Annotated in this window: 20 protein-coding genes; 15 read left to right on the forward strand and 5 right to left on the reverse strand. The window is 38.6% G+C overall.

The window, feature by feature from the left end:
* The first annotated feature begins 91 nt into the window (after window positions 1-91).
* Complete coding sequence (locus FI644_RS15510; protein ID WP_056686000.1) at window positions 92-1300, forward strand: argininosuccinate synthase; 1209 nt, start codon at window positions 92-94, stop codon at window positions 1298-1300.
* A complete protein-coding gene (gene argH, locus FI644_RS15515) occupies window positions 1297-2685 on the forward strand; it encodes an argininosuccinate lyase (RefSeq protein ID WP_056685996.1) in 1389 nt (462 codons plus the stop codon). The genes FI644_RS15510 and argH overlap by 4 nt, the downstream gene beginning before the upstream one ends.
* Before the next feature lie 66 nt (window positions 2686-2751).
* Here argH and FI644_RS15520 read toward each other — a convergent pair whose 3' ends face one another.
* The gene (locus FI644_RS15520) at window positions 2752-3201 is read right to left on the reverse strand and encodes a universal stress protein (protein WP_056685993.1); all 450 of its coding nucleotides are present in this window, start codon (window positions 3199-3201) and stop codon (window positions 2752-2754) included.
* A gap of 113 nt (window positions 3202-3314) precedes the next feature.
* Here FI644_RS15520 and FI644_RS26380 point away from each other — a divergent pair, with 113 nt between their 5' ends.
* Window positions 3315-3482: a hypothetical protein gene (locus FI644_RS26380; RefSeq protein WP_172797664.1), complete on the forward strand. Its 168-nt coding sequence runs from the start codon at window positions 3315-3317 to the stop codon at window positions 3480-3482.
* Window positions 3483-3533: 51 nt separating this feature from the next.
* Here the strand turns inward: FI644_RS26380 and FI644_RS15525 are convergent, their stop codons facing one another.
* The gene (locus tag FI644_RS15525) at window positions 3534-4631 is read right to left on the reverse strand and encodes a M24 family metallopeptidase (protein ID WP_142108597.1); all 1098 of its coding nucleotides are present in this window, start codon (window positions 4629-4631) and stop codon (window positions 3534-3536) included.
* Between the two features lie 169 nt (window positions 4632-4800).
* On the opposite strand from FI644_RS15525, the gene FI644_RS15530 reads away from it, so the two are divergent.
* The 3 genes from FI644_RS15530 (at window position 4801) to FI644_RS15540 (ending at window position 7241) form a co-directional block, all read left to right on the forward strand.
* Window positions 4801-5481 (forward strand): metal-dependent hydrolase, encoded by a 681-nt coding sequence (locus tag FI644_RS15530; RefSeq protein WP_053477295.1) that lies wholly within the window; start codon window positions 4801-4803, stop codon window positions 5479-5481.
* 97 nt (window positions 5482-5578) lie between these two features.
* Window positions 5579-5821, forward strand: coding sequence for a hypothetical protein (locus tag FI644_RS15535; RefSeq protein ID WP_053477294.1), 243 nt, complete (start codon window positions 5579-5581; stop codon window positions 5819-5821).
* Between the two features lie 103 nt (window positions 5822-5924).
* Window positions 5925-7241 carry a CBS domain-containing protein gene (locus FI644_RS15540; RefSeq protein WP_053477293.1) on the forward strand — a complete coding sequence of 439 codons (1317 nt, stop codon included), beginning with the start codon at window positions 5925-5927 and terminating at the stop codon, window positions 7239-7241.
* A gap of 70 nt (window positions 7242-7311) precedes the next feature.
* On the opposite strand, the gene FI644_RS15545 is transcribed toward FI644_RS15540, so the two are convergent.
* Window positions 7312-7608 carry a YtpI family protein gene (locus FI644_RS15545; protein ID WP_053477292.1) on the reverse strand — a complete coding sequence of 99 codons (297 nt, stop codon included), beginning with the start codon at window positions 7606-7608 and terminating at the stop codon, window positions 7312-7314.
* A 146-nt stretch (window positions 7609-7754) separates the two neighbouring features.
* Here FI644_RS15545 and FI644_RS15550 point away from each other — a divergent pair, with 146 nt between their 5' ends.
* Window positions 7755-8690: a DHH family phosphoesterase gene (locus FI644_RS15550; RefSeq protein ID WP_056685988.1), complete on the forward strand. Its 936-nt coding sequence runs from the start codon at window positions 7755-7757 to the stop codon at window positions 8688-8690.
* Window positions 8691-8839: 149 nt separating this feature from the next.
* Here FI644_RS15550 and ytrI read toward each other — a convergent pair whose 3' ends face one another.
* Together ytrI and ytrH are read right to left on the reverse strand one after the other, a co-directional pair.
* Window positions 8840-9340, reverse strand: coding sequence for a sporulation membrane protein YtrI (gene ytrI / locus FI644_RS15555; RefSeq protein WP_056685985.1), 501 nt, complete (start codon window positions 9338-9340; stop codon window positions 8840-8842).
* Complete coding sequence (gene ytrH / locus FI644_RS15560; protein WP_056685982.1) at window positions 9337-9672, reverse strand: sporulation membrane protein YtrH; 336 nt, start codon at window positions 9670-9672, stop codon at window positions 9337-9339. Before ytrH ends, ytrI begins: the two co-directional genes overlap by 4 nt.
* A gap of 189 nt (window positions 9673-9861) precedes the next feature.
* Here ytrH and dnaE point away from each other — a divergent pair, with 189 nt between their 5' ends.
* The 8 genes from dnaE to FI644_RS15600 all read left to right on the forward strand — a co-directional run bounded on the left by dnaE (window position 9862) and on the right by FI644_RS15600 (window position 20903).
* Window positions 9862-13224: a DNA polymerase III subunit alpha gene (dnaE, locus tag FI644_RS15565; RefSeq protein ID WP_142108598.1), complete on the forward strand. Its 3363-nt coding sequence runs from the start codon at window positions 9862-9864 to the stop codon at window positions 13222-13224.
* Window positions 13225-13396: 172 nt separating this feature from the next.
* Window positions 13397-14635, forward strand: coding sequence for an NADP-dependent malic enzyme (gene ystJ, locus FI644_RS15570; RefSeq protein WP_053477287.1), 1239 nt, complete (start codon window positions 13397-13399; stop codon window positions 14633-14635).
* A 69-nt stretch (window positions 14636-14704) separates the two neighbouring features.
* The gene (locus FI644_RS15575) at window positions 14705-15268 is read left to right on the forward strand and encodes a FadR/GntR family transcriptional regulator (protein ID WP_053477605.1); all 564 of its coding nucleotides are present in this window, start codon (window positions 14705-14707) and stop codon (window positions 15266-15268) included.
* 214 nt (window positions 15269-15482) lie between these two features.
* A complete protein-coding gene (accD, locus tag FI644_RS15580) occupies window positions 15483-16292 on the forward strand; it encodes an acetyl-CoA carboxylase, carboxyltransferase subunit beta (protein ID WP_053477604.1) in 810 nt (269 codons plus the stop codon).
* A complete protein-coding gene (accA, locus tag FI644_RS15585) occupies window positions 16286-17263 on the forward strand; it encodes an acetyl-CoA carboxylase carboxyl transferase subunit alpha (RefSeq protein ID WP_053477286.1) in 978 nt (325 codons plus the stop codon). Before accD ends, accA begins: the two co-directional genes overlap by 7 nt.
* 311 nt (window positions 17264-17574) lie before the next feature.
* A complete protein-coding gene (gene pfkA / locus FI644_RS15590; protein WP_142108599.1) occupies window positions 17575-18534 on the forward strand; it encodes a 6-phosphofructokinase in 960 nt (319 codons plus the stop codon).
* A 154-nt stretch (window positions 18535-18688) separates the two neighbouring features.
* Window positions 18689-20449: a pyruvate kinase gene (pyk, locus tag FI644_RS15595; RefSeq protein ID WP_053477284.1), complete on the forward strand. Its 1761-nt coding sequence runs from the start codon at window positions 18689-18691 to the stop codon at window positions 20447-20449.
* Window positions 20450-20516: 67 nt separating this feature from the next.
* Window positions 20517-20903 carry an FxsA family protein gene (locus FI644_RS15600; protein WP_056685976.1) on the forward strand — a complete coding sequence of 129 codons (387 nt, stop codon included), beginning with the start codon at window positions 20517-20519 and terminating at the stop codon, window positions 20901-20903.
* Window positions 20904-21089 lie beyond the last annotated feature (186 nt).

Genomic DNA, 21089 nt, shown 5'->3' on the forward strand with positions numbered 1-21089 from the left:
TTATATTTGAAATATGGTATCTTATAACATATAAATGAATAAAAACAAACAACGATGAATAATTATTCGTAATTAGAGGAGGAAAAATTTCATGTCAAATCCAAAAGTTGTACTAGCCTATTCAGGCGGATTAGATACTTCAGTTGCTATTAAATGGTTGGGAGATCAAGGATATTCAGTGGTAGCCTGCTGTTTAGATGTTGGGGAAGGAAAGGATCTTAACTTTATCCAAGAAAAAGCGTTAACGGTCGGTGCTGTTCAATCGTATGTGATTGATGCGAAAGAAGAGTTTGCGAGTGAATATGCATTAATGGCCATGCAAGCACATGCATTATATGAAAATAAGTATCCATTAATCTCTGCACTTTCAAGACCGCTAATTGCAAAAAAACTTGTTGAAGTTGCTGAAAAAGAAGGAGCGGTAGCTGTAGCGCATGGCTGTACAGGGAAAGGAAATGACCAAGTGCGCTTTGAAGTGGCTATTCAAGCCTTAAATCCAGACCTTGAAGTATTAGCACCTGTCCGTGAGTGGAGCTGGTCACGTGAAGAAGAAATTGAATATGCAAAGCAAAAGAATATTCCTATTCCTATTAATCTAGATTCTCCATTTTCGATCGATCAAAATTTATGGGGAAGAAGCAATGAGTGCGGTATTTTAGAGGATCCATGGGCTGCACCGCCAGAGGAAGCATATGAGCTTACAGCAAGCCTGGAGAATACACCGAATACGCCAGATATCATAGAAATTGGCTTCGAAAAAGGAGTTCCTGTTAGCTTAGATGGGAAAAACTACTCATTGGCAGAGCTTATTTTAGAATTAAATACAATAGCTGGAAAGCATGGTGTTGGCCGTGTGGACCACGTTGAAAATCGCTTAGTAGGGATTAAGTCACGTGAAGTATATGAATGTCCGGGAGCGATGACTTTAATTAAAGCACATAAAGAATTAGAAGATTTAACTTTAGTAAAAGAAGTCGCACATTTCAAACCAGTGATTGAGAAGAAAATTGCAGAACTTATCTATGAAGGACTATGGTTCTCTCCACTGCAAAATGCTTTGGCAGCCTTCCTTCAAGAAACGCAAACTTTTGTTACTGGAACAGTAAGAGTAAAACTATTTAAAGGCCATGCCATTATAGAAGGAAGAAAATCTCCGTATTCTTTATATGATGAAAAGCTTGCTACTTATACATCTGAGGACGAATTTGATCATAATGCTGCTGTTGGATTCATTAAGCTTTGGGGGCTGCCAACAAAGGTGCAAAGCATTGTTCAAAAGAATAAGAAGGTGACAGTGTGAAAAAACTATGGGGCGGCAGATTTACAAAATCAGCAGAAGAATGGGTCGATGAATTTGGCGCCTCCATTTCGTTTGACCAAGAATTAATAATGGAAGATATTGAAGGAAGCCTTGCACATGTATCGATGCTAGCTAAAAGTGGAATTATTTCTGATGAAGAGGCAAGCACGATTATAGATGGACTGAAGCAGCTTAGGAAAAAGGCAGAAAATGATGAGCTTTCTTATTCGGTTAAATTGGAGGATATTCACTTAAATCTTGAAAGCTATTTAACTGAACTGGTTGGTCCAGTTGGCGGCAAGCTGCATACAGCCAGAAGCAGAAATGACCAAGTGGCAACGGATATGCATCTATACTTGCGGAAGCAGGTTAAAGTGATTATTGAACTAATTCAGGAAATGCAGGAAGCTCTAATTGATCAAGCAGAAATGAATATTGAGACGGTCATGCCTGGCTATACACATCTTCAGAGAGCACAGCCTATTTCATTTGCTCATCACCTTATGGCCTATTTTTGGATGCTTGAAAGAGATAAAGAACGTTTCAGCGAAAGTATGAAGCGAATTAATCTCTCTCCATTGGGTGCTGGAGCACTAGCAGGAACGACATTCCCGATTGATCGATATGTAACGGCTGATTTGCTTGGATTTGAGGGCATTTACGAAAACAGCCTTGATGCTGTTTCTGATCGGGATTTCATTCTCGAATTTTTATCGAATTCATCTACGTTAATGATGCACCTGTCTAGATTAAGCGAGGAATTTATCCTTTGGTCCAGTCAGGAGTTTAAGTTTATTGAACTGGATGACAGTTTTGCAACGGGAAGCAGTATCATGCCGCAAAAGAAAAACCCGGATATGGCAGAGCTTATCCGCGGGAAAACTGGCAGGGTTTATGGAAACTTGATGGGGCTATTAACAGTTCTTAAAGGTCTGCCTTTAGCCTATAATAAGGATATGCAAGAGGATAAAGAAGGTATGTTTGATACAGTGAAAACCGTAGCAGGTTCACTCAAAATCTTTGCTGGTATGATTCAAACAATGAAGGTGAACAAGGACCATATGGAAAAAGCAACGAAAACAGACTTTTCTAATGCGACTGAGCTTGCTGATTATCTTTCAGATAAAGGCATTCCGTTCAGAGAAGCTCATGAAATTGTTGGGAAACTTGTGTTGACATGTGTCCAGCAAGGCTGTTATCTTGGTGACTTGCCATTAGCAGAATATCAAAAGGCAAATCCACTATTTGAAGAAGATATTTATGTGGTGTTAGACCCAGTTACTGCTGTGAAGAGAAGAAATAGTGCAGGTGGAACTGGATTTAAACAAGTTGCCATTGCGCTCGAGAAAGCAAAAGCATTGGTAAATAACAAACTAGAAATTTAATAGCAAGTCAAAAAAAGAGCTGATCCAATTGGGTCAGCTCTCTATTGTGCTGCGATCTTATTTTATTTAATCTTCTTTATTCGTCCGAACTACTAACACATCACAAGGAGCATAGCGGGTAATATTTTCTGATACGCTGCCGATTAGGAAACGTTCAACTGCATTCATCCCTGTAGCACCACAAATTATTAGGTCCACTTCATGCTTCTTTGCAAGATCCTTTGGAATTTTAATTTTCGGAGAACCGTAATCAATGACGAAATCTACCTGTGTAACACCAGCTTCTTCAGCTTCGCTTTTGTATTTTTCCATTAATTCTTTTGCGAACATATTTGCTCTTTCAGCAATAGTGCGGTCATATGCCTCTACGGTTGCAAACGTGCGAGTATCAATAATATGAGCAAGCAAAATATGTGCATCATTTCTTTTTGCGATTTCAATTGCCTTCTTAAATGCCCATTCTGCCTCTGTTGAACCATCTACAGCCACTAAAATATTTTTATATTTCATTCCCATATCAATCTCCTCCTTTACCTTTATTATACAGTAAGAATAAGGGTATATCTGTAGCAATAAATCGAACAATAAAAAAGTCAGTTCAATTTATGAATAAAAGGAGAGAATACCCCATGAATAAACGGGAACCTAACAGCCAATCAAATTTATTCTTCGATGAGGAAGGAACAAATGCAATCAGCGAGCAAATTATGGATGTTTATAATAGTGGAGTAATTGACCAATCAAATGCTAATTTTGATTTGGATGCAGGACAAGAAGGATCAGAAGGAGAACATTAATTTCCTAAAAACATAAAAAAAGCTGTCATGCGTATGACAGCTTTTTTTAAATTAACTAATGATTTGAAGCTCTTTTGGAAATTTCGTTAAGATTTCTACCCCGTTTTTTGTTACAGCTAAATCATCCTCAATTCGAACGCCGGCAACTTTAGGAACATATATCCCTGGTTCGATTGTAAATACCATTCCCTCTTCAAGTAAAAGCGAGTTTGTTTCTGTTAAGGATGGATACTCGTGAACACTTATACCTAAGCCATGTCCAAGACGGTGCGGAAAATATTCGCCATATCCTGCTTCAGCAATAATGTTTCTAGCGGTCAGATCCACTTCTGAACAAGCAATGCCTGGCTTACTTGCCTCAACTGCAGCAAGCTGTGCTTTTAAAACTGTATCATAGATTTCTTTTTGCTTGTCATTAATGTCTCCGAAAGCAACTGTTCTTGTAATATCAGAGCAATAACCGTTCCAAACGACTCCTAAATCAAATAGAACGAGATCACCTTTTTGAATCTTCGTCATACCTGGCGTACCATGCGGAGAGGCCCCATTCGCACCAGTTAATACCATGGTAGAGAACGACATTTCATTCACGCCTTTTTTCTTTAAGGCAAATTCAATGGCTGCCAGCACATCGAGCTCCGTCTTGTCTTCCTTGATTTCTGCACATCCCGTTTCAATGGCAAAATCAGCTAAAGCACATGCCTCACGAATGATTTCAAGCTCTTTCTCATCCTTCACCATCCGCAGCTTTCTTAGCTTTTCTTCAGCAGATACAAATGTAGCCCCATTGAAAAGACTAGAAATCGCTTCGTAGCGTTCAACATTCATATGTTCTTTTTCAATCGCTACTTTAGAAACCTTTGATACGCGTGCTTCGATTGCCTTATGTATAAACTCCCAAGGATTTTCAATATCGCTATAACCGATAATTTCTTGATCCCAGCCAGCATTTTTTGCATCTGGTTTTTCCATTGCCGGACATACAAGGAATGGCTCTTCCTCTTGAAAAACGGCTAAGCCGAGAAGCCTTTCATGAGGATCACTCAAAAAGCCGCTAAAATAAAATACATTTTCAGGTGCTGTAACGAAACAAACCTGTACATCGTTTTCTTTCATCCAATCAGATAGCTTCTTTAATCGTGTGTTCACGGATTTAACCCCCTAATTGTTTATGCCTATATAAAAAGAGTAGCAACTAACGAATAAAAAGTAAACTTTTAGAACTGTCTGCAAAAGGGAATGACATTTAAAGGCAGGAGAAAATGAATACTTCGTTGAAGTTAACTACCGTAATAGAAGAATGGAAAGGGGAATAAAAATGAAGGTATCCTATCATGGACATTCTGTTGTTAAAGTTGAAACAAACGGGAAGACAATTTTATTTGACCCATTTATTATTGGCAATGATTTAACTGACTTAAAAGTGGATGAATTGAAGCCAGATGTCATTATCGTCACGCATGGGCATGGCGATCATCTCGGTGATACGATTGAATTAGCTAAGAAAAATAATTCATTAGTTATTGCCAATTTTGAACTTGCTACTTATTTAAGCTGGCAAGGGCTGAATACTCATGGGATGAGTATCGGCGGTGCATATGAATTTGATTTCGGCAAGGTTAAACTGACACCAGCTTTTCATGGGACAGGTTTGGTGACAGAAAATAATGAAATAATTTACCTTGGTATGCCTGCTGGTGTGCTTCTAACTATCGAGGGCAAAACGATTTATCATGCAGGGGATACCGGATTATTTATGGATATGAGACTGATTGGTGATCGTCACCCGATTGATCTTGCCTTCCTCCCGATTGGCGATAATTTCACCATGGGTCCTGAAGATGCAGCATATGCTGCTAAAATTTTAGGGGCCAAAAAGGTTGTCCCTATTCACTTCAATACCTTCCCGCCAATAAAGCAGGATCCGCATCAATTTGTACAAATGCTTGATGAAGGCGTTGGTCAAGTATTGAATGCAGGAGAAACAATTGAATTATAACGGAAAAGCACAGCTAAATAAGAGCTGTGCTTTTTTCAATACATGAATTCGGCCTGTCCGCATAAATATTAGAGAAGAAGTTTGAGGAGGAATGTTAATGAATAAAAATCGGTATTTGCTTTGCTTGTTAGTTTGTGGCCTTCTCCTTTATTATGCTGCACCGAGGCTTGATGTGTTCAGTGAGGGATTGGCAGGGGTATTCGCGATTTCCTGGCTGGCATTTGCTCTCGTTGTGATTGCAGGGAATTTGACTGCATTGCTTTATTCACCAAAGAATACAACAGCAAATATAAAAACAAGAGGGAAAATGACGGAGAAAAAGAGGGCACGCTCCTTCTAGTTCTAAATAAATATTATTGATGACATTTTCACATCGAATTGTATTTAAGGCGTTTTTAACCTTATAATGAAAATATAGGAATTATATAAAAAGGGTGAACGTCTTGGCTACGAAGCATGAACAAATTTTACAATATATCGATGGATTGCCTGTTGGGGAGAAAATATCAGTTAGACAGATCGCCAAGGCACTGACAGTAAGTGAAGGAACTGCATACAGAGCCATTAAAGAGGCTGAAAATAAGGGGTATGTCAGCACGATTGAACGTGTGGGGACGATTCGAATTGAACGGAAGAAGAAAGAGAATATTGAAAAGCTTACATTTGCAGAGGTTGTAAATATCGTAGATGGTCAAGTATTAGGCGGAAGAGATGGCTTGCATAAAACGTTAAATAAGTTTGTCATCGGTGCGATGAAGCTCGAGGCGATGATGAGATATACAGATGCTGGTAGTCTGTTGATTGTAGGCAATCGTACACAGGTACACGAATTTGCCCTAAAAGCTGGCGCTGCCGTTCTCATAACTGGAGGCTTTGATACAGATGATAGTGTCAAGAAATTGGCAGACGAACTGCAGCTTCCAATTATTTCTAGCAGTTATGATACATTTACGGTTGCAACGATGATTAATCGTGCAATCTATGATCAGTTAATCAAAAAGGAGATTGTTCTTGTAGAGGATATTCTGACACCTGTGGAAGAAACGATTTGTGTGAAAACGACAGATAAGATCTATGATTGGCTAAAATATAATCGAGAAACACAGCATAGCAGATTTCCGGTTATTGATAAAAATTCAAAAGTTGTTGGCATGGTTACCTCAAAGGATATTATGGGACATGATCCAAATACGCCGATTGATAAAATCATGACAAAAAATCCAATGACAGTGGGTAGAAAGACAAGTGTAGCTTCATCCTCTCATATGATGGTTTGGGAAGGAATCGAGGTGCTTCCGGTTGTTGATGATTCGAATAGAATTGAAGGAATTATCAGCAGACAGGATGTACTAAAGGCTCTTCAAATGATTCAGCGTCAGCCCCAAGTTGGTGAGACTATCGATGACATTGTTACCAATCAGCTTGTACTTACAAGCGGGAAGACAAAAGGGGAAGATATATACGGTTGTGATGTGACACCGCAGATGACCAATCATCTAGGAACCATCTCATACGGTGTATTTACTACGATTGTTTCTGAGGCAGCTAGCAGGGTGTTAAGAAATTATAAAAAAGGGGATTTAGTCGTAGAGAATATGACTATCTATTTCCTTAAGCCTGTTCAAATTGAAAGCACCCTAGCTATTTATCCGAAAGTACTCGAAGTCGGAAGAAAATTCGGTAAGGTAGATGTTGAAGTTTTCAATGAGGGCATTCTAGTTGGGAAAGCAATGATGATGTGTCAGCTGATTGAGAGATAATTAAATCAACATTGCGTGATGCAAAAAGTAAAAGACGTTCCTAATTGGAGCGTCTTTAGCAATAAGAAAATTATGCTTCTTGTGCTTCCTTTGCTGCAAGCGGCAAATAATATTTATAGGCTTTAAAGCCAGCATATATGCTGAAGCCGCCTATCAGGATAAAAATACCAGCTACGATATATGTTACCGTGTTTCCGTTTAAGAACAACTGGTTTACACCGAATAGAGCAACAAAAAGACCAAGGGCGATACTTGATTTAGCTGAAATCCACTTTCTTTCTGCTGGTTTCTTACTGCGGACATATTTCACTTTATAAACCAAATAAAAAGCAAGTGAGATAACGATTAATATAACTAAAACAGGCATTTTATTCCCTCCAAGATTCGACAATCTCTTATTATTTTAACGGGAAACAGGAGAAAATGCTATCTTTAGCCTCATGTTTCTTTTCTTTTTTTGACAGAAAAGTTTAAAATTGAATTATCTAATGAATATAAATAAAGGAGCAAAAAATGAAGGAGAAAATTTTAGAGGTTATTAAACAATATGAAACAATTATTATTCACCGGCATGTACGACCTGATCCGGATGCATACGGTTCACAGGGGGGACTCGCAGAAATTCTGAAAGCATCCTTCCCAGAAAAAAATATTTTTACAGTTGGTAAAGAGGAAGAGACACTAAACTTCTTGCGCAGATTGGATGAAATTTCTGATGAGACATATAAAGGTGCTCTAGTAATTGTATGTGATACGGCAAACGCTGAACGAATTTGTGATACTCGTTATCACTTAGGAGATAAACTTATTAAAATTGATCACCATCCAAATGTAGATGCATATGGAGATATGATGTGGGTGGATACAGATGCGAGTTCTGTCAGTGAGATGATTTATGAATTTTACCTTGCGGGTAAAGCGAATGGGTTAAAAATGTCTGATGAAGCGGCAAGGCTATTGTTCGCCGGTATTGTAGGAGATACAGGCCGCTTCCTTTTTCCAAGTACATCAGAAAAAACATTTACATACGCAGGAGAGTTAATCCATTATAATTTCTCACGAACGGAGCTATTTGATAAAATGTATGAATTATCTCCGAATGTCGTAAAATTAAATGGCTATGTCCTTCAAAATTTTGAAATGAAACAAAATGGTGCAGCTGCCATGGTATTAAGGAAGGAATTGTTGGAAGAATTTCAAGTGAAAGCTTCTGAAGCTTCCCTTCTTGTCGGCGCATTAGGCAATATTGCCGGAATAAAAGCTTGGGTGTTCTTTATTGAAGAAGAGGACCAAATTCGTGTGAGACTACGTTCAAAAGGTCCGATTATTAATGATATCGCAAGAAATTATAATGGCGGGGGCCATCCGCTTGCTGCAGGAGCCTCCATTTATTCTTGGGATAACATGGATGCAGTAATCAAAGAGCTAGAAGAAACTTGTAAGAACTAGAGATTGCCCTGTTTATCGCTGACTAACGAGCTGGTAAGCTCCCTAAAAGTAGAGAGAACTAAGAATTTTATGTGGGGGTTGAAGGAACCCCCACACTAATTGAAGTTTCACTGAAGGCCAGACTAACTATATTTGCCAATCTATCTAACTTAATCTAGCATAATATCTATCTGAATGAACAGCGTTGTATAGATCACCATCTTCTTTACCTCAAGCTTATAGCGTTTTTCATTAACCTTTATCGTTTTATTCTCGATAATTCTTTCTATTAGCTCTCTGCTCTTATAGACGGTATCAATGTCTTTCGCCTTCATGTTTAAAATGTCCTCTTTAATTTGTTCTTCTATTTCAAACATACTAAAGGAGTCTAATTTATATTTCTCACTGTTTCCTATTTTTACTTTAATATCTTGTACCGTCAGCAGTTCACGATTCTTTTTATTAAGTGCTTTAAATTCTTCCTGCCATATTTCTTTTTCCTTTTTCAATTCAGCAATTTCATCTTCCTGATTTTTTATTTCTTTGCTATATTTCTCCTGCCACTCACCAAAAATATACAAAAATACAAACCAGCTGATCATCCCGCCAATAGCTATGCCTGCTAAAAAACGCTGCCAGACAGGCTGTCGATAATGAGGCGGAATTCTCATGAAATATGCTCCTGTGTCAGCCAGTTAATTAGCAATGCACCTGTTTGTGCACCGCCAAACGCAGATAAAATAAGCAGGAACTGTTTGAAAATATCCTTTGTTTCTCCTTGCAGGACTCCTTTTTCAAAGCTGTACAATGTATCAAATGTACCCCCAATCGCAGCGATAATTGCCCATATTCGAATGATATTTGAGATTCGATAGGCTTCTGTTAAAGGAGGCTTCCCGGTAAGAAAAGCGGAAAGGCTTCCAATAATGGAACCGCCAATTAGCACACCGAGTGCAATGAAATAACTATCAAATAATGTCGCGAAAAAAGGCTGGATCTTCATAACATCCTTCCTTACTGGAGATTTATTCGTTGGAAAGATAAACCGATTACTTCATCATATGGACAAACCGTTCATAATATGTTTATTTGTTTTATCCTTTTTGTATCCGGTAAAAAAGAGAACGTATTTTCTTTTTTTATGGATGCGTCTTATAATAGAACAAGTAGAAGAAATAAGGGTGTGAGAAATGTGTCATTTATTCACCTTCATGTATATAGTGCATATAGCTTGCTGACAAGTACGGCCACGGTTGACCAGTTAGTAGCCGATGCGAAACGAAAAGGGTTCGGCTCACTTGCATTAACCGATCGAAACGTCATGTACGGAACCGTTGCTTTTTATAAAGAATGTTTAAAGCAATCGATCAAACCAATTTTGGGATTGACGGTTGATGTGATTAGTGAACAATCCACAGATATGTCATTTCCAATTGTTCTCCTAGCCAAAAATCAAGTAGGGTTTCAAAATCTATTAAAAATAACCAGTGTTGTGCAAACGAAATCTCCTGAAGGAATTCCGATGAAATGGTTAAAAGCATATTCTGCTGGTTTAATAGCTATCAGTCCAGGAATGGAAGGAGAAATTGAATACTATTTGGTTCATGACGAATATGAAAAGGCAAAAAATACAGCAGCCAAGTATCTACAAATTTTTGAAAAGAATCAATTTTATCTTTCGCTGCAAAAACATAGCATAGATGCTGAGAAGAAAATCCTTACGCATATTGTAACGATCGCTAATGAAATGAACATACAGCTAGCCGCTTCTAATCAGGTTTATTATTTATCTAAGGAAGATGCCTTTGCACAAGAATGCTTATTAGCAATTAAAAATGGTGTGAAGCTACAGGATGATGATTGGGAAAGGCTGAAGAGTGATGAATATTACTTGAAAAATGCTCAAGAAATGGTTGAGTTATTTGCGGAGTATCCAGATGCACTGGAAAATACTATCAATATCGCCGAGCAATGTAATGTCATGCTGGAGCTTCATCAGCAAAATTTGCCAAAATATCCGGTTGAAAAGGATCAAACGGCAGATCAGCTTCTTGAAGAATTGTGCTGGGAAGGGTTTAAGGAAAGGTACCGTCATGCGACAGAAGTGCATTATGAGCGATTAAAATATGAGCTGCAAATTATTAAAAAGATGAAGTTTAGTGATTACTTCTTAATTGTCTGGGACTTCATGAAGTTTTCAAAGAAGAGCGGGATTTTGACAGGACCTGGACGGGGCTCTGCAGCTGGATCGATGGTTGCGTTTGTTTTACATATAACTGACGTAGACCCAATAGAATATCAGCTTTTATTCGAAAGATTCCTGAATCCTGAACGAATCTCTATGCCTGATATTGATATAGATTTTCCTGATCATCGCAGAGACGAAGTAATTAAATATGTTTCTGAGAAATATGGGGAGCTTCATGTCGCACAAATCATTACGTTTGGGACACTGGCAGCAAAAGCAGCCTTGCGTGATGTCGGCAGAGCTTTCGGGTTAAATCCAAAGGAACTTGATAGTCTATCAAGAAGAATCCCCTCCAAGACTGGTATCACTTTAAAAGCTGCGTATAAAGAGTCGAACACGTTAAGAATGTTTATCGAAGAATCAAGCTTAAATCGAAGGCTGTTCGAAACAGCACTTAAGCTTGAAGGGTTGCCACGACATACTTCCACACATGCTGCTGGCGTTGTCATTAGTGAAAAACCACTAGTCAGTATGATTCCAATACAAAGCGGACATGAAAATGTATATTTGACACAATATTCGATGGAGCATCTTGAAGATGTAGGCTTATTAAAAATGGATTTTCTTGGGCTGCGTAATTTAACATTAATTGAAAATATTTTAATGTCTATTCAAAAAAAGACAGGCAAGAAGCTCGAAATGAATTCCATTCCGCTTCATGATAAAGCTACCTTTGATTTATTAAGCCGTGCGGAAACAACAGGTGTTTTTCAGCTCGAATCAGAAGGAATGAGAAAAGTATTAAAAAAACTTTGCCCGAACAGTTTTGAAGATATAGTAGCAGTAAATGCTTTATACCGACCTGGACCAATGGAAAACATCCCTTTTTTCATTGAGAGAAAGCATGGGATGAAAAAGGTTGAATATCCACATCCAGATCTCATTCCGATTCTTGAAAATACGTATGGTGTCATTATCTATCAGGAGCAAATTATGCAAATAGCTGCTAAAATGGCAGGGTTTACACTTGGCGAGGCTGATATGCTGCGGCGTGCCGTAAGTAAGAAACAAAAGGAAGTGCTTGATCGGGAACGGGGACATTTCGTTGGCGGTGCACTGGAAAACGGATACAACGAGAAAACAGCGAATGAAATATATGATTTAATTGTCCGTTTTGCAAACTATGGCTTCAACCGAAGCCACGCTGTTGCGTATAGTTTAATTTCCTATCAGCTAGCCTACTTAAAAGCGCACTATCCGCTGTATTTTATGGCCGCTCTGCTAACGTCAGCTATCGGAAATGAGGGAAAAGTCTCTCAATATATTAGAGAACTGAAACAAATGAATCTTAAGATTTTGTCTCCTTCTGTTAATAGCAGCGGCTATTCATTTTTAGTAGAAAAGGAAGCCATTAGATATAGCTTAGCTGCGATTAAAGGGATTGGAGCAGCGGTACTGAAAGAGATTTTTCAAGCAAGGAAAAATAAAAAATTTCATGATCTGTTTGATTTTTGCATTCGAGTCTCATCCAAAGCAGCTAACCGAAATATTATAGAGGCGCTCATTCATTCAGGAAGCTTTGATGAATTTGGGGAAGACCGCGCTGTATTGCTTGCAACGATTGATGCGGCCATCGATCATGCTCAATTAATGAAAACAGATGATGAGCATTTTGATTTTCTTTCTGAAGCTGACTTTTTTCCAAAGCCAATATATACAAAGGTTGACCCGATCCCAGCAAAGGAAAAACTTGCTTTCGAAAAAGAGGTTCTAGGATTTTTTCTATCCAATCATCCTGTTTCCATTTATACGGAGAAATTGACCGTTTTAAGTGCGGCCCCTCTATTTGAATTGCAGCCTTCCATTAAAAGGGGAAGGGCGGTTGTCTATCTAACAGAAGTGAAGAAAATCCGTACGAAAAAAGGGGTGCCGATGGCGTTTTTATCAATTAGTGATGAAACGGACGAGTTGGAAGCCGTGGTATTTCCAGACGTGTTTAATCGTTTTTCCCATTTTATAAAACAGGGAAATATCCTTTTTATCGAAGGGAAGATCGAAACAAGAGAAGGGAACCGTCAATTTATCATTCAATCAATGGATGAAGTTCATGCAGCAATCGAAAAGGAAGAAAATAAAGAGCCGACTTTATATTTGAAAATAACAAAAGAGCATGAAAGTGCAGAATTACTTTATGGATTAAAAAGTTTATTCAAACAAAATGAAGGAAAAAATCAAGTTGTCATATTCTATGAAAGCTCGAATAAAAGCCTTCGATTAGGTGAGGAGGATCTGGTAAATCCGTCAGCAAACTTTATTGAAAAGCTAAAGGAAATACTAGGTGAAAATAATGTCGTCCTCAAACGCTAGTACTTTACAACATCAACATTTATGGTATATTTGTTAAGAAACGACTGGTCTGACCACTGTACTAGAAGTGAAATATGTGCAGGGCAGGGGCAGAATTAAAAGAGAAAGATTACCTTGAATTTTATCGTTTAATGACTATGTCCATGTTGTTAATATAAGGAGTGAATATTAGATGACTTTACGTGAAGAAGCACTTCATATGCATAGAATGAACAAAGGGAAATTAGAATCAAAGTCTAAGGTAGAAGTGAAAAATGCCGCAGATTTAAGCTTAGCTTATTCCCCAGGTGTTGCCGAGCCGTGTAAGGAGATCTATGATAAGCCGGAAACGGTATATGAGTATACAATGAAGGGAAATATGGTAGCTGTTGTTTCAGACGGTACGGCGGTGCTTGGTCTAGGTAACATTGGCCCTGAAGCAGCACTTCCAGTAATGGAAGGAAAGGCAGTTCTTTTTAAAAGCTTTGCGGGGGTAGATGCATTTCCAATTTGCTTGAATACAACAGATGTTGATAAAATCGTCGAAACGGTTAAATTGCTTGAACCAACTTTCGGTGGAGTCAATCTTGAAGATATTGCTGCCCCAAGATGTTTTGAAATTGAAGAACGTCTAAAAAAAGAAGCAAACATTCCAGTTTTTCACGATGATCAGCATGGAACGGCGATTGTAACTGTTGCTGGTCTAGTAAATGCGTTAAAGATTGTCGGAAAGAAAATGAATGAAATTCGTGTAGTTGCTAATGGTGCAGGAGCTGCAGGAATCGCAATTATTAAGCTTTTATACACGTATGGAGTGCGCGATATTATCATGTGCGATCGAAAAGGGGCTATTTACGAAGGACGTCCTGAAGGAATGAATGATATAAAAAATGAAGTAGCAAAATATACAAATCGGGATAATGCAAAAGGAAGCCTTGCAGACGCCATTAAAGGTGCAGATGTATTTATCGGTGTTTCAGCTGCTGGCTCATTAACTGCAGAAATGGTTCAAACAATGAATCAGGATCCGATTATTTTTGCAATGGCTAACCCAACACCTGAAATCATGCCAGAGGAAGCAAAATCAGCAGGAGCCTCTGTCATCGGAACGGGAAGATCTGATTTTCCTAACCAAGTGAATAATGTTCTTGCATTCCCAGGGATTTTCCGCGGTGCTTTAGATGTTAGAGCAACACATATCAATGAAAAAATGAAAATTGCAGCTGTCGAGGCAATTGCAAGCTTAGTAAAAGATGAGGAATTACATGCTGACTATGTTATTCCTGCTCCATTTGATCCCAGAGTAGCGCCTGAAGTTGCGGCAGCAGTGGCAAAAGCAGCTATGGAAACAGGCGTTGCACGGATTAAAGTGGATCCAGATGAAATTAAAGAAAAAACAAGAAAACTATCTGTTATTGGGAAAAGTGAGTGATCCATTAACGTGAGTCAGTCTCGAAAAGACACAAAGATTTATGTTGAAATTGTAAATGAGCTTAGGCTTATGATTGAAAGAAAAAACTTAAAGCCTGGTGATAAATTACCTTCTGAACGTGAACTGTCTGAGCGCCTAAATGTTGGGCGCTCATCCGTTCGTGAAGCACTAAGGGCTCTTGAACTTCTGGGTCTCATTGAGACGAGAAGAGGGGAAGGAACATATATCCGTGATTATGGCGGACATCAGCTCGTTCAGTTATTAAGTACATTTATTCTTCAGGATGAGAATGCAAAAAGAGATATTATTGAAACAAAATATTTAATTGAGTTAGACTGCTTATGGCTGAATCTTCATAAGTCGTCAGATGGTCAGCTTCAAGAATTTAAAAGCTGGGCTGAGACAGCTCATTACACAGATGATGAATTCTTTTTAAAGGTCGTTCGATTAACTGAAAATCATTTATTCCTTAGAATGTGGATTATTTTAAAAGATTATTATAATTCCTTGCAGCTAGATCAAATAGCTACATCAAAAGAAGAATATGTTCAATTAATCGACATGTTGATAACAAGGAATGAATCGTTGATTAGAAACGCATATAAATCATTGAGAAAATTGTCGAAGAATTAACGACAATTTTTTGCACATTTTGTAGCGGTTTTATTTTATATTGAATAGAATAGACGAGCCACTCTTGATTTGAACAATGTATTTTCAGGGGTATTATTTTTTGAAAAGGTGGTCTGACCACTTAAAATATGAACGAACGTTACAGGGAGGTTTCACTTTGCTAAAAGTTTTTACAAAATCAAAAAAGAAAAAATATGCCACAATCCCTTCGGAAATGGCAAAGCAGGATGTTCCCGAAGGAATTATGACAAAATGTCCTAATTGTAAAAAAATCATGTATACAAAAGAACTTGTCAAAAATTTAAAGGTATGTTTTCATTGCCAATACCATCATTCAATGAACTCAAAAGAGCGTTTGGCTAGCTTCCTTGATGAAAATAGTTTTGAAGAATTGAATGCTGGTATGATCTCAGAGAATCCATTGAACTTTCCAGATTATCTTGAAAAGCTGGAAAAGGACAGAAAGAAAACGGAAATTAATGAAGCTGTTGTAACAGGAATAGGGACAGTTGATGGTCAAACGATCGTTGTCGCAGTGATGGATTCAACCTTCCGAATGGGAAGTATGGGATCTGTTGTAGGAGAAAAAATTACACTGGCCATTGAAAAAGCAGATGAGTTATCCGTTCCTTTTATCATTTTTACTGCCTCTGGCGGCGCAAGAATGCAAGAAGGAGTCCTTAGCCTAATGCAAATGGCCAAAACAAGTGTTGCGTTAAAAAGATTTAGTGATAATGGCGGATTAATTATCTCCATTATGACTCATCCGACTACTGGAGGCGTATCTGCAAGCTTCGCTTCTCTTGGTGACTATAATTTAGCTGAACCGGGTGCGTTAATTGGTTTTGCAGGTAGAAGAATTATCGAACAAACGATACGAGAAGAATTACCTGAGGATTTCCAGACATCTGAGTTTCTGATGAAGCATGGGCAATTGGATGCAGTGATTTCAAGAATTGAGCTGAAAGAAAAGATTGCTACTATATTATCTATACATCAACAAGGCGGTGACCTCGAATGGTAGGGGAGCTTGAATTTGAAAAACCGGTGATTGAACTTAGAAAAAAAATAGCCGAACTTAAGGAATTTACGATGAATGCGGATGTTGATCTATCTTCTGAAATAGAAAAGCTGGAAGCTCGATTAGAAAAATTAGAAGCAGATATTTATGATCATATGAAGCCTTGGGATCGGGTGCAAATTGCTCGTCATCCTGGACGCCCGACTACTTTAGAGTATATCTCCCTTCTTTTTACTGATTTCTTTGAATGTCATGGAGATCGGACGTATGGCGATGATGAGGCAATCGTTGGGGGAATTGCCAAATATAGAGGATTACCTGTTACGGTAATTGGTCATCAAAGAGGAAAGGATACGAAAGAAAATATCCGCAGAAACTTTGGAATGCCACATCCGGAAGGGTATCGAAAAGCGTTAAGACTTATGAAACAGGCGGATAAGTTTAGAAGGCCAATCATTTGCTTTATCGATACGAAGGGAGCCTATCCTGGAAAAGCAGCAGAGGAGCGTGGGCAGAGTGAAGCAATCGCACGCAACCTATTTGAAATGGCCAGTTTAAAAGTACCCGTTATCTGTATTGTAATCGGAGAAGGCGGAAGTGGCGGAGCACTAGCTTTAGGGGTTGGCAACCATATTCATATGCTGGAAAACTCCACATACTCGGTCATCTCACCTGAGGGGGCGGCTGCGATTTTATGGAAGGATGCTGGACAAGCAAAGAGAGCGGCTGAAAGCATGAAAATCACTGCACCTGACTTGAAGGAATTAGGAATTGTTGATGAAATTATTCCAGAAGTTAAAGGTGGAGCACATAAAGATGTAAAGGCCCAGGCGGAAAAAATGGATACTATTCTTCATAAATCACTTAAGGAGCTTCGCAGCTTGAGTGAGGAAAAGTTAGTCTCGCATCGATATGATAAATACAAATCAATTGGTGAGCACTCCGTTATAAAGGAGTTTATCGGTGTAAATTAAAAGCGTGCTTGAAGCATGCTTTTCTTTTGTGGTAAAGAGTTAGAATTGTTTGTATTCTTTAATTTGATCACTGATTTTTGCACCTTTTTTATAGATTGCTTTCATTAAGTTGTGATAGCTGATTCTTCATGGTATTTTAATAGGGAGAAGAAAAATATACCTATTCGCTTATGAATGGCATGCCTGTTCTAAGTGGAAAAATAATACTGCTTGTTTTGATTATAATAAGATGGTATGAATGATCAAATGAATAGGATTGATCTGTGAAGTGCCTACATCAGTAATTGGGAAATTTTTTCGAGGTGATCCATTTGAAAAGAATTGGCGTACTGACAAGCGGGGGAGATTCTCCCGGTATGAACGCGGCCGTTCGGGCAGTTGTTCGGAAGGCAATCTATCATAATGTAGAAATTTATGGAATATTTGGCGGATATGCAGGCTTAATCAGCGGAAATATTAAAAAGCTTGAGCTTGGTTCAGTTGGAGACATCATCCACCGAGGAGGTACGATTCTTTATTCGGCGAGATGCGAAGAATTTAGAACGAAGGAAGGTCAGCAAAAAGGAATCGAGCAATTAAAAAAACATGGAATTGAAGGTCTAGTTGTCATCGGTGGTGATGGTTCGTACCGAGGGGCAAAAGCTTTGACTGAACAAGGGTTTCCATGTTCAGGTGTGCCTGGAACAATAGATAATGATATTGAAGGTACACAATTTACGATTGGCTTTGATACAGCATTAAATACAGTTATTGATGCAATAGATAAGATTCGTGATACGGCAACTTCTCATGAACGAACATTTATCATTGAAGTTATGGGAAGAAATGCAGGTGATATTGCACTTTGGTCAGGACTAGCAGGAGGAGCGGAAACGATTTTGATTCCAGAAGAAAATTATAATATGGATGAAATCGCTTCTCGATTAATGAAGGGGCATGAACGCGGCAAGAAACATAGTATTATTATCGTTGCTGAAGGTGTATCAAGCGGCATGGAATTTGCGAAAGAGTTGGAGGAAGCAACTAATTTTGATACAAGAGTTTCTGTTCTAGGCCATATGCAGCGCGGTGGCTCTCCTACGGCTTTTGACCGTGTCCTGGCAAGTCGCCTTGGGGCACGAGCGGTAGAGCTTTTGCTGGAGGGCATAGGTGGGCGCGCAGTGGGGATTGTGAATAATCAGGTTGTTGATCATGACATTATTGATATTCTCGACAAAGAGCATGTAATCGATATGGATCTATATAAATTATCAAAAGAGCTTTCTATTTAATTTTTATAACTTTTTAGTCAGATGATTGTCTAGCGCAAGCGGCCTGCCTCCGGGTGTGCACTAAGGAAAGCTCCTATGAGTAATCCTCGCAGGAACTAGCTGCACTTTGGTTGTTCCAAAGGCGCTTGCGCTTTTCTAATGAGGAGGAGTAAGTATGCGTAAAACCAAGATAGTTTGTACGATTGGACCGGCAAGTGAAAGTGTAGAAAAATTAGTTCAACTCATTGAAGCTGGTATGAATGTTGCCCGTTTGAATTTTTCACATGGCAATTTTGAAGAACATGGCATGCGAATTCGAAATATTCGGGAAGCAGCAAAACGAACAGGAAAAACAATTGCTATTCTTTTGGATACAAAGGGACCAGAAATTCGCACACATAATATGAAAAATGATGCGATAGAATTAGTTGCTGGAAACGATATTATTGTTTCTATGAATGAAGTAGAAGGTACAACAGAGAAATTTTCTGTTACATATTCAGGTTTAATTGATGATATTCATACAGGTTCCAAAATTTTGCTAGATGATGGATTAATTGGTCTTGAAGTGATAAAAATTGACCAAGAAGCGAAAGAAATTTATACGAAAATATTAAATACCGGTACATTAAAAAATAAAAAGGGTGTTAACGTACCAGGTGTTTCTGTCAACTTGCCTGGAATTACTGAAAAAGATGCAAAAGACATCCTTTTTGGAATTGAACAAGGAATTGATTTCATCGCTGCTTCTTTTGTTCGAAGGGCTTCAGATGTTTTAGAAATTCGGCAGTTATTAGAAGAAAATAATGCTTCACATATTAATATCATACCCAAAATTGAAAATCAGGAAGGTGTCGATAAAATCGATGAAATTCTTGAGATTTCAGATGGCCTGATGGTTGCAAGGGGTGATTTGGGAGTTGAAATTCCTGCGGAGGAAGTACCATTAGTTCAAAAGGAATTAATCAAAAAATGTAATGCTCAAGGAAAACCAGTCATTACTGCGACTCAAATGCTCGATTCCATGCAGCGAAATCCTCGTCCGACCCGTGCAGAAGCAAGCGATGTTGCTAATGCTATATTTGATGGGACAGATGCTATCATGCTTTCAGGTGAAACAGCTGCTGGAACATACCCTGTTGAGGCTGTTCAAACGATGCATAATATTGCTTCACGGGCAGAAACGGCATTAGCTCATAAAGAAATATTATCTACTCGCAGTAAAGATAACGAGCATAATATTACCGATGCCATTGGCCAATCGGTTGCACATACGGCATTAAATTTAGATGTAGACGCGATTATTACTCCGACTGAAAGTGGCCATACAGCAAGAATGATATCTAAATATCGACCAAAGGCGCCAATCGTTGCTGTTACATCCAATGACTATGTATCACGCCGGCTTGCATTAGCTTGGGGCGTTTACCCGTGTATTGGTAAAAAAGCTACAACAACAGATGATATGCTAGATACTGCTGTGGAAGAAAGCCTAAATAGCGGAATTGTTTCTTCTGGTGATTTAGTTGTTATAACTGCAGGTGTGCCGGTTGGTGAGGCAGGAACAACGAACCTTATGAAAATTCATGTAATAGGCGACATTCTTGCAAAGGCACAGGGAATTGGTCGTAAATCTGCGTTTGGAAGGGTTGTTATCGCTCGTAATGCTGCAGAAGCATTAGCAAAGGTAACAGAAGGGTCTATATTAGTTACAATTGGATCAGATCGTGAGATGGTGCCTGCGATTGAAAAATGCAGTGCATTAATAACTGAAGAAGGCGGGCTGACAAGCCACGCAGCAGTCGTTGGTTTAAATGTAGGGATTCCAGTCATTGTTGGTGTTGAAAATGCCACAACCTTACTAAAAGACGGGCAGGAAATTACTGTTGACTCTAATCGTGGTGTTATCTACAATGGGCATGCAAGTGTTCTATAAATAAATTATATAGACAATTGGATTTCTGCTATAATAGGGAATAATCCAATTTAAAAGAGGTGGCATCATGCGCTACTTACTCTTACTAATTATCATTGTACCCGCAGCGGAAATCGGTGTCTTACTGCTATCAGGCAATGTGATTGGTGTATGGCCTACGTTAGGAGTCATTCTTTTTACAGGAGTTCTAGGTGCCTATCTTGCAAAAAAGCAAGGGTTAGAGGCGATAAGAAAAGTGCAGGAGCAGCTTCGGTATGGACAAATGCCTGGTGAGGCTATTTTAGAAGGCATTTGTATTTTAGCTGGCGGCATTCTCTTGCTTACCCCAGGATTTATTACCGATATTACTGGCTTTTTGCTGCTGGCTCCACCAACACAATCCTTCTTTAGAAAACTGATTTTAAAAGGTTTTAGAAGATGGATGGATAGAAATACGATCACGGTCATACGATAATGAAATATAAGAAGGTCACTCCAGAAGGAGTGACCTTTTTTATGATTTGGCGAATATAGTTGGTGCGACGGCTAATATATATTATTATTGTCCAATATCATGCGATCGACGGCGAATATATTATTTTTTTGTCCAATATAGCTGAAACAACTTCGAATATTACATCGAATTGAGTTATTCCATATT

Source organism: Cytobacillus solani (assembly GCF_006704205.1).
Lineage (GTDB): Bacteria > Bacillota > Bacilli > Bacillales > Cytobacillaceae > Cytobacillus > Cytobacillus solani.

Excerpts from the sequence above, each read along its gene's own strand:
- pyk (WP_053477284.1), top strand. The coding sequence starts at position 18,689 with ATGCGTAAAACCAAGATAGTTTGTACGATTGGACCGGCAAGTGAAAGT.
- FI644_RS15510 (WP_056686000.1), top strand. The coding sequence starts at position 92 with ATGTCAAATCCAAAAGTTGTACTAGCCTATTCAGGCGGATTAGATACT.
- ytrI (WP_056685985.1), bottom strand. The coding sequence starts at position 9,340 with ATGAGAATTCCGCCTCATTATCGACAGCCTGTCTGGCAGCGTTTTTTA.
- FI644_RS15550 (WP_056685988.1), top strand. The coding sequence starts at position 7,755 with ATGAAGGAGAAAATTTTAGAGGTTATTAAACAATATGAAACAATTATT.
- ystJ (WP_053477287.1), top strand. The coding sequence starts at position 13,397 with ATGACTTTACGTGAAGAAGCACTTCATATGCATAGAATGAACAAAGGG.
- FI644_RS26380 (WP_172797664.1), top strand. The coding sequence starts at position 3,315 with ATGAATAAACGGGAACCTAACAGCCAATCAAATTTATTCTTCGATGAG.
- FI644_RS15600 (WP_056685976.1), top strand. The coding sequence starts at position 20,517 with ATGCGCTACTTACTCTTACTAATTATCATTGTACCCGCAGCGGAAATC.
- FI644_RS15575 (WP_053477605.1), top strand. The coding sequence starts at position 14,705 with ATGATTGAAAGAAAAAACTTAAAGCCTGGTGATAAATTACCTTCTGAA.
- accA (WP_053477286.1), top strand. The coding sequence starts at position 16,286 with ATGGTAGGGGAGCTTGAATTTGAAAAACCGGTGATTGAACTTAGAAAA.
- FI644_RS15520 (WP_056685993.1), bottom strand. The coding sequence starts at position 3,201 with ATGGGAATGAAATATAAAAATATTTTAGTGGCTGTAGATGGTTCAACA.
- FI644_RS15545 (WP_053477292.1), bottom strand. The coding sequence starts at position 7,608 with ATGCCTGTTTTAGTTATATTAATCGTTATCTCACTTGCTTTTTATTTG.
- FI644_RS15535 (WP_053477294.1), top strand. The coding sequence starts at position 5,579 with ATGAATAAAAATCGGTATTTGCTTTGCTTGTTAGTTTGTGGCCTTCTC.
- ytrH (WP_056685982.1), bottom strand. The coding sequence starts at position 9,672 with ATGAAGATCCAGCCTTTTTTCGCGACATTATTTGATAGTTATTTCATT.
- FI644_RS15530 (WP_053477295.1), top strand. The coding sequence starts at position 4,801 with ATGAAGGTATCCTATCATGGACATTCTGTTGTTAAAGTTGAAACAAAC.
- accD (WP_053477604.1), top strand. The coding sequence starts at position 15,483 with ATGGCAAAGCAGGATGTTCCCGAAGGAATTATGACAAAATGTCCTAAT.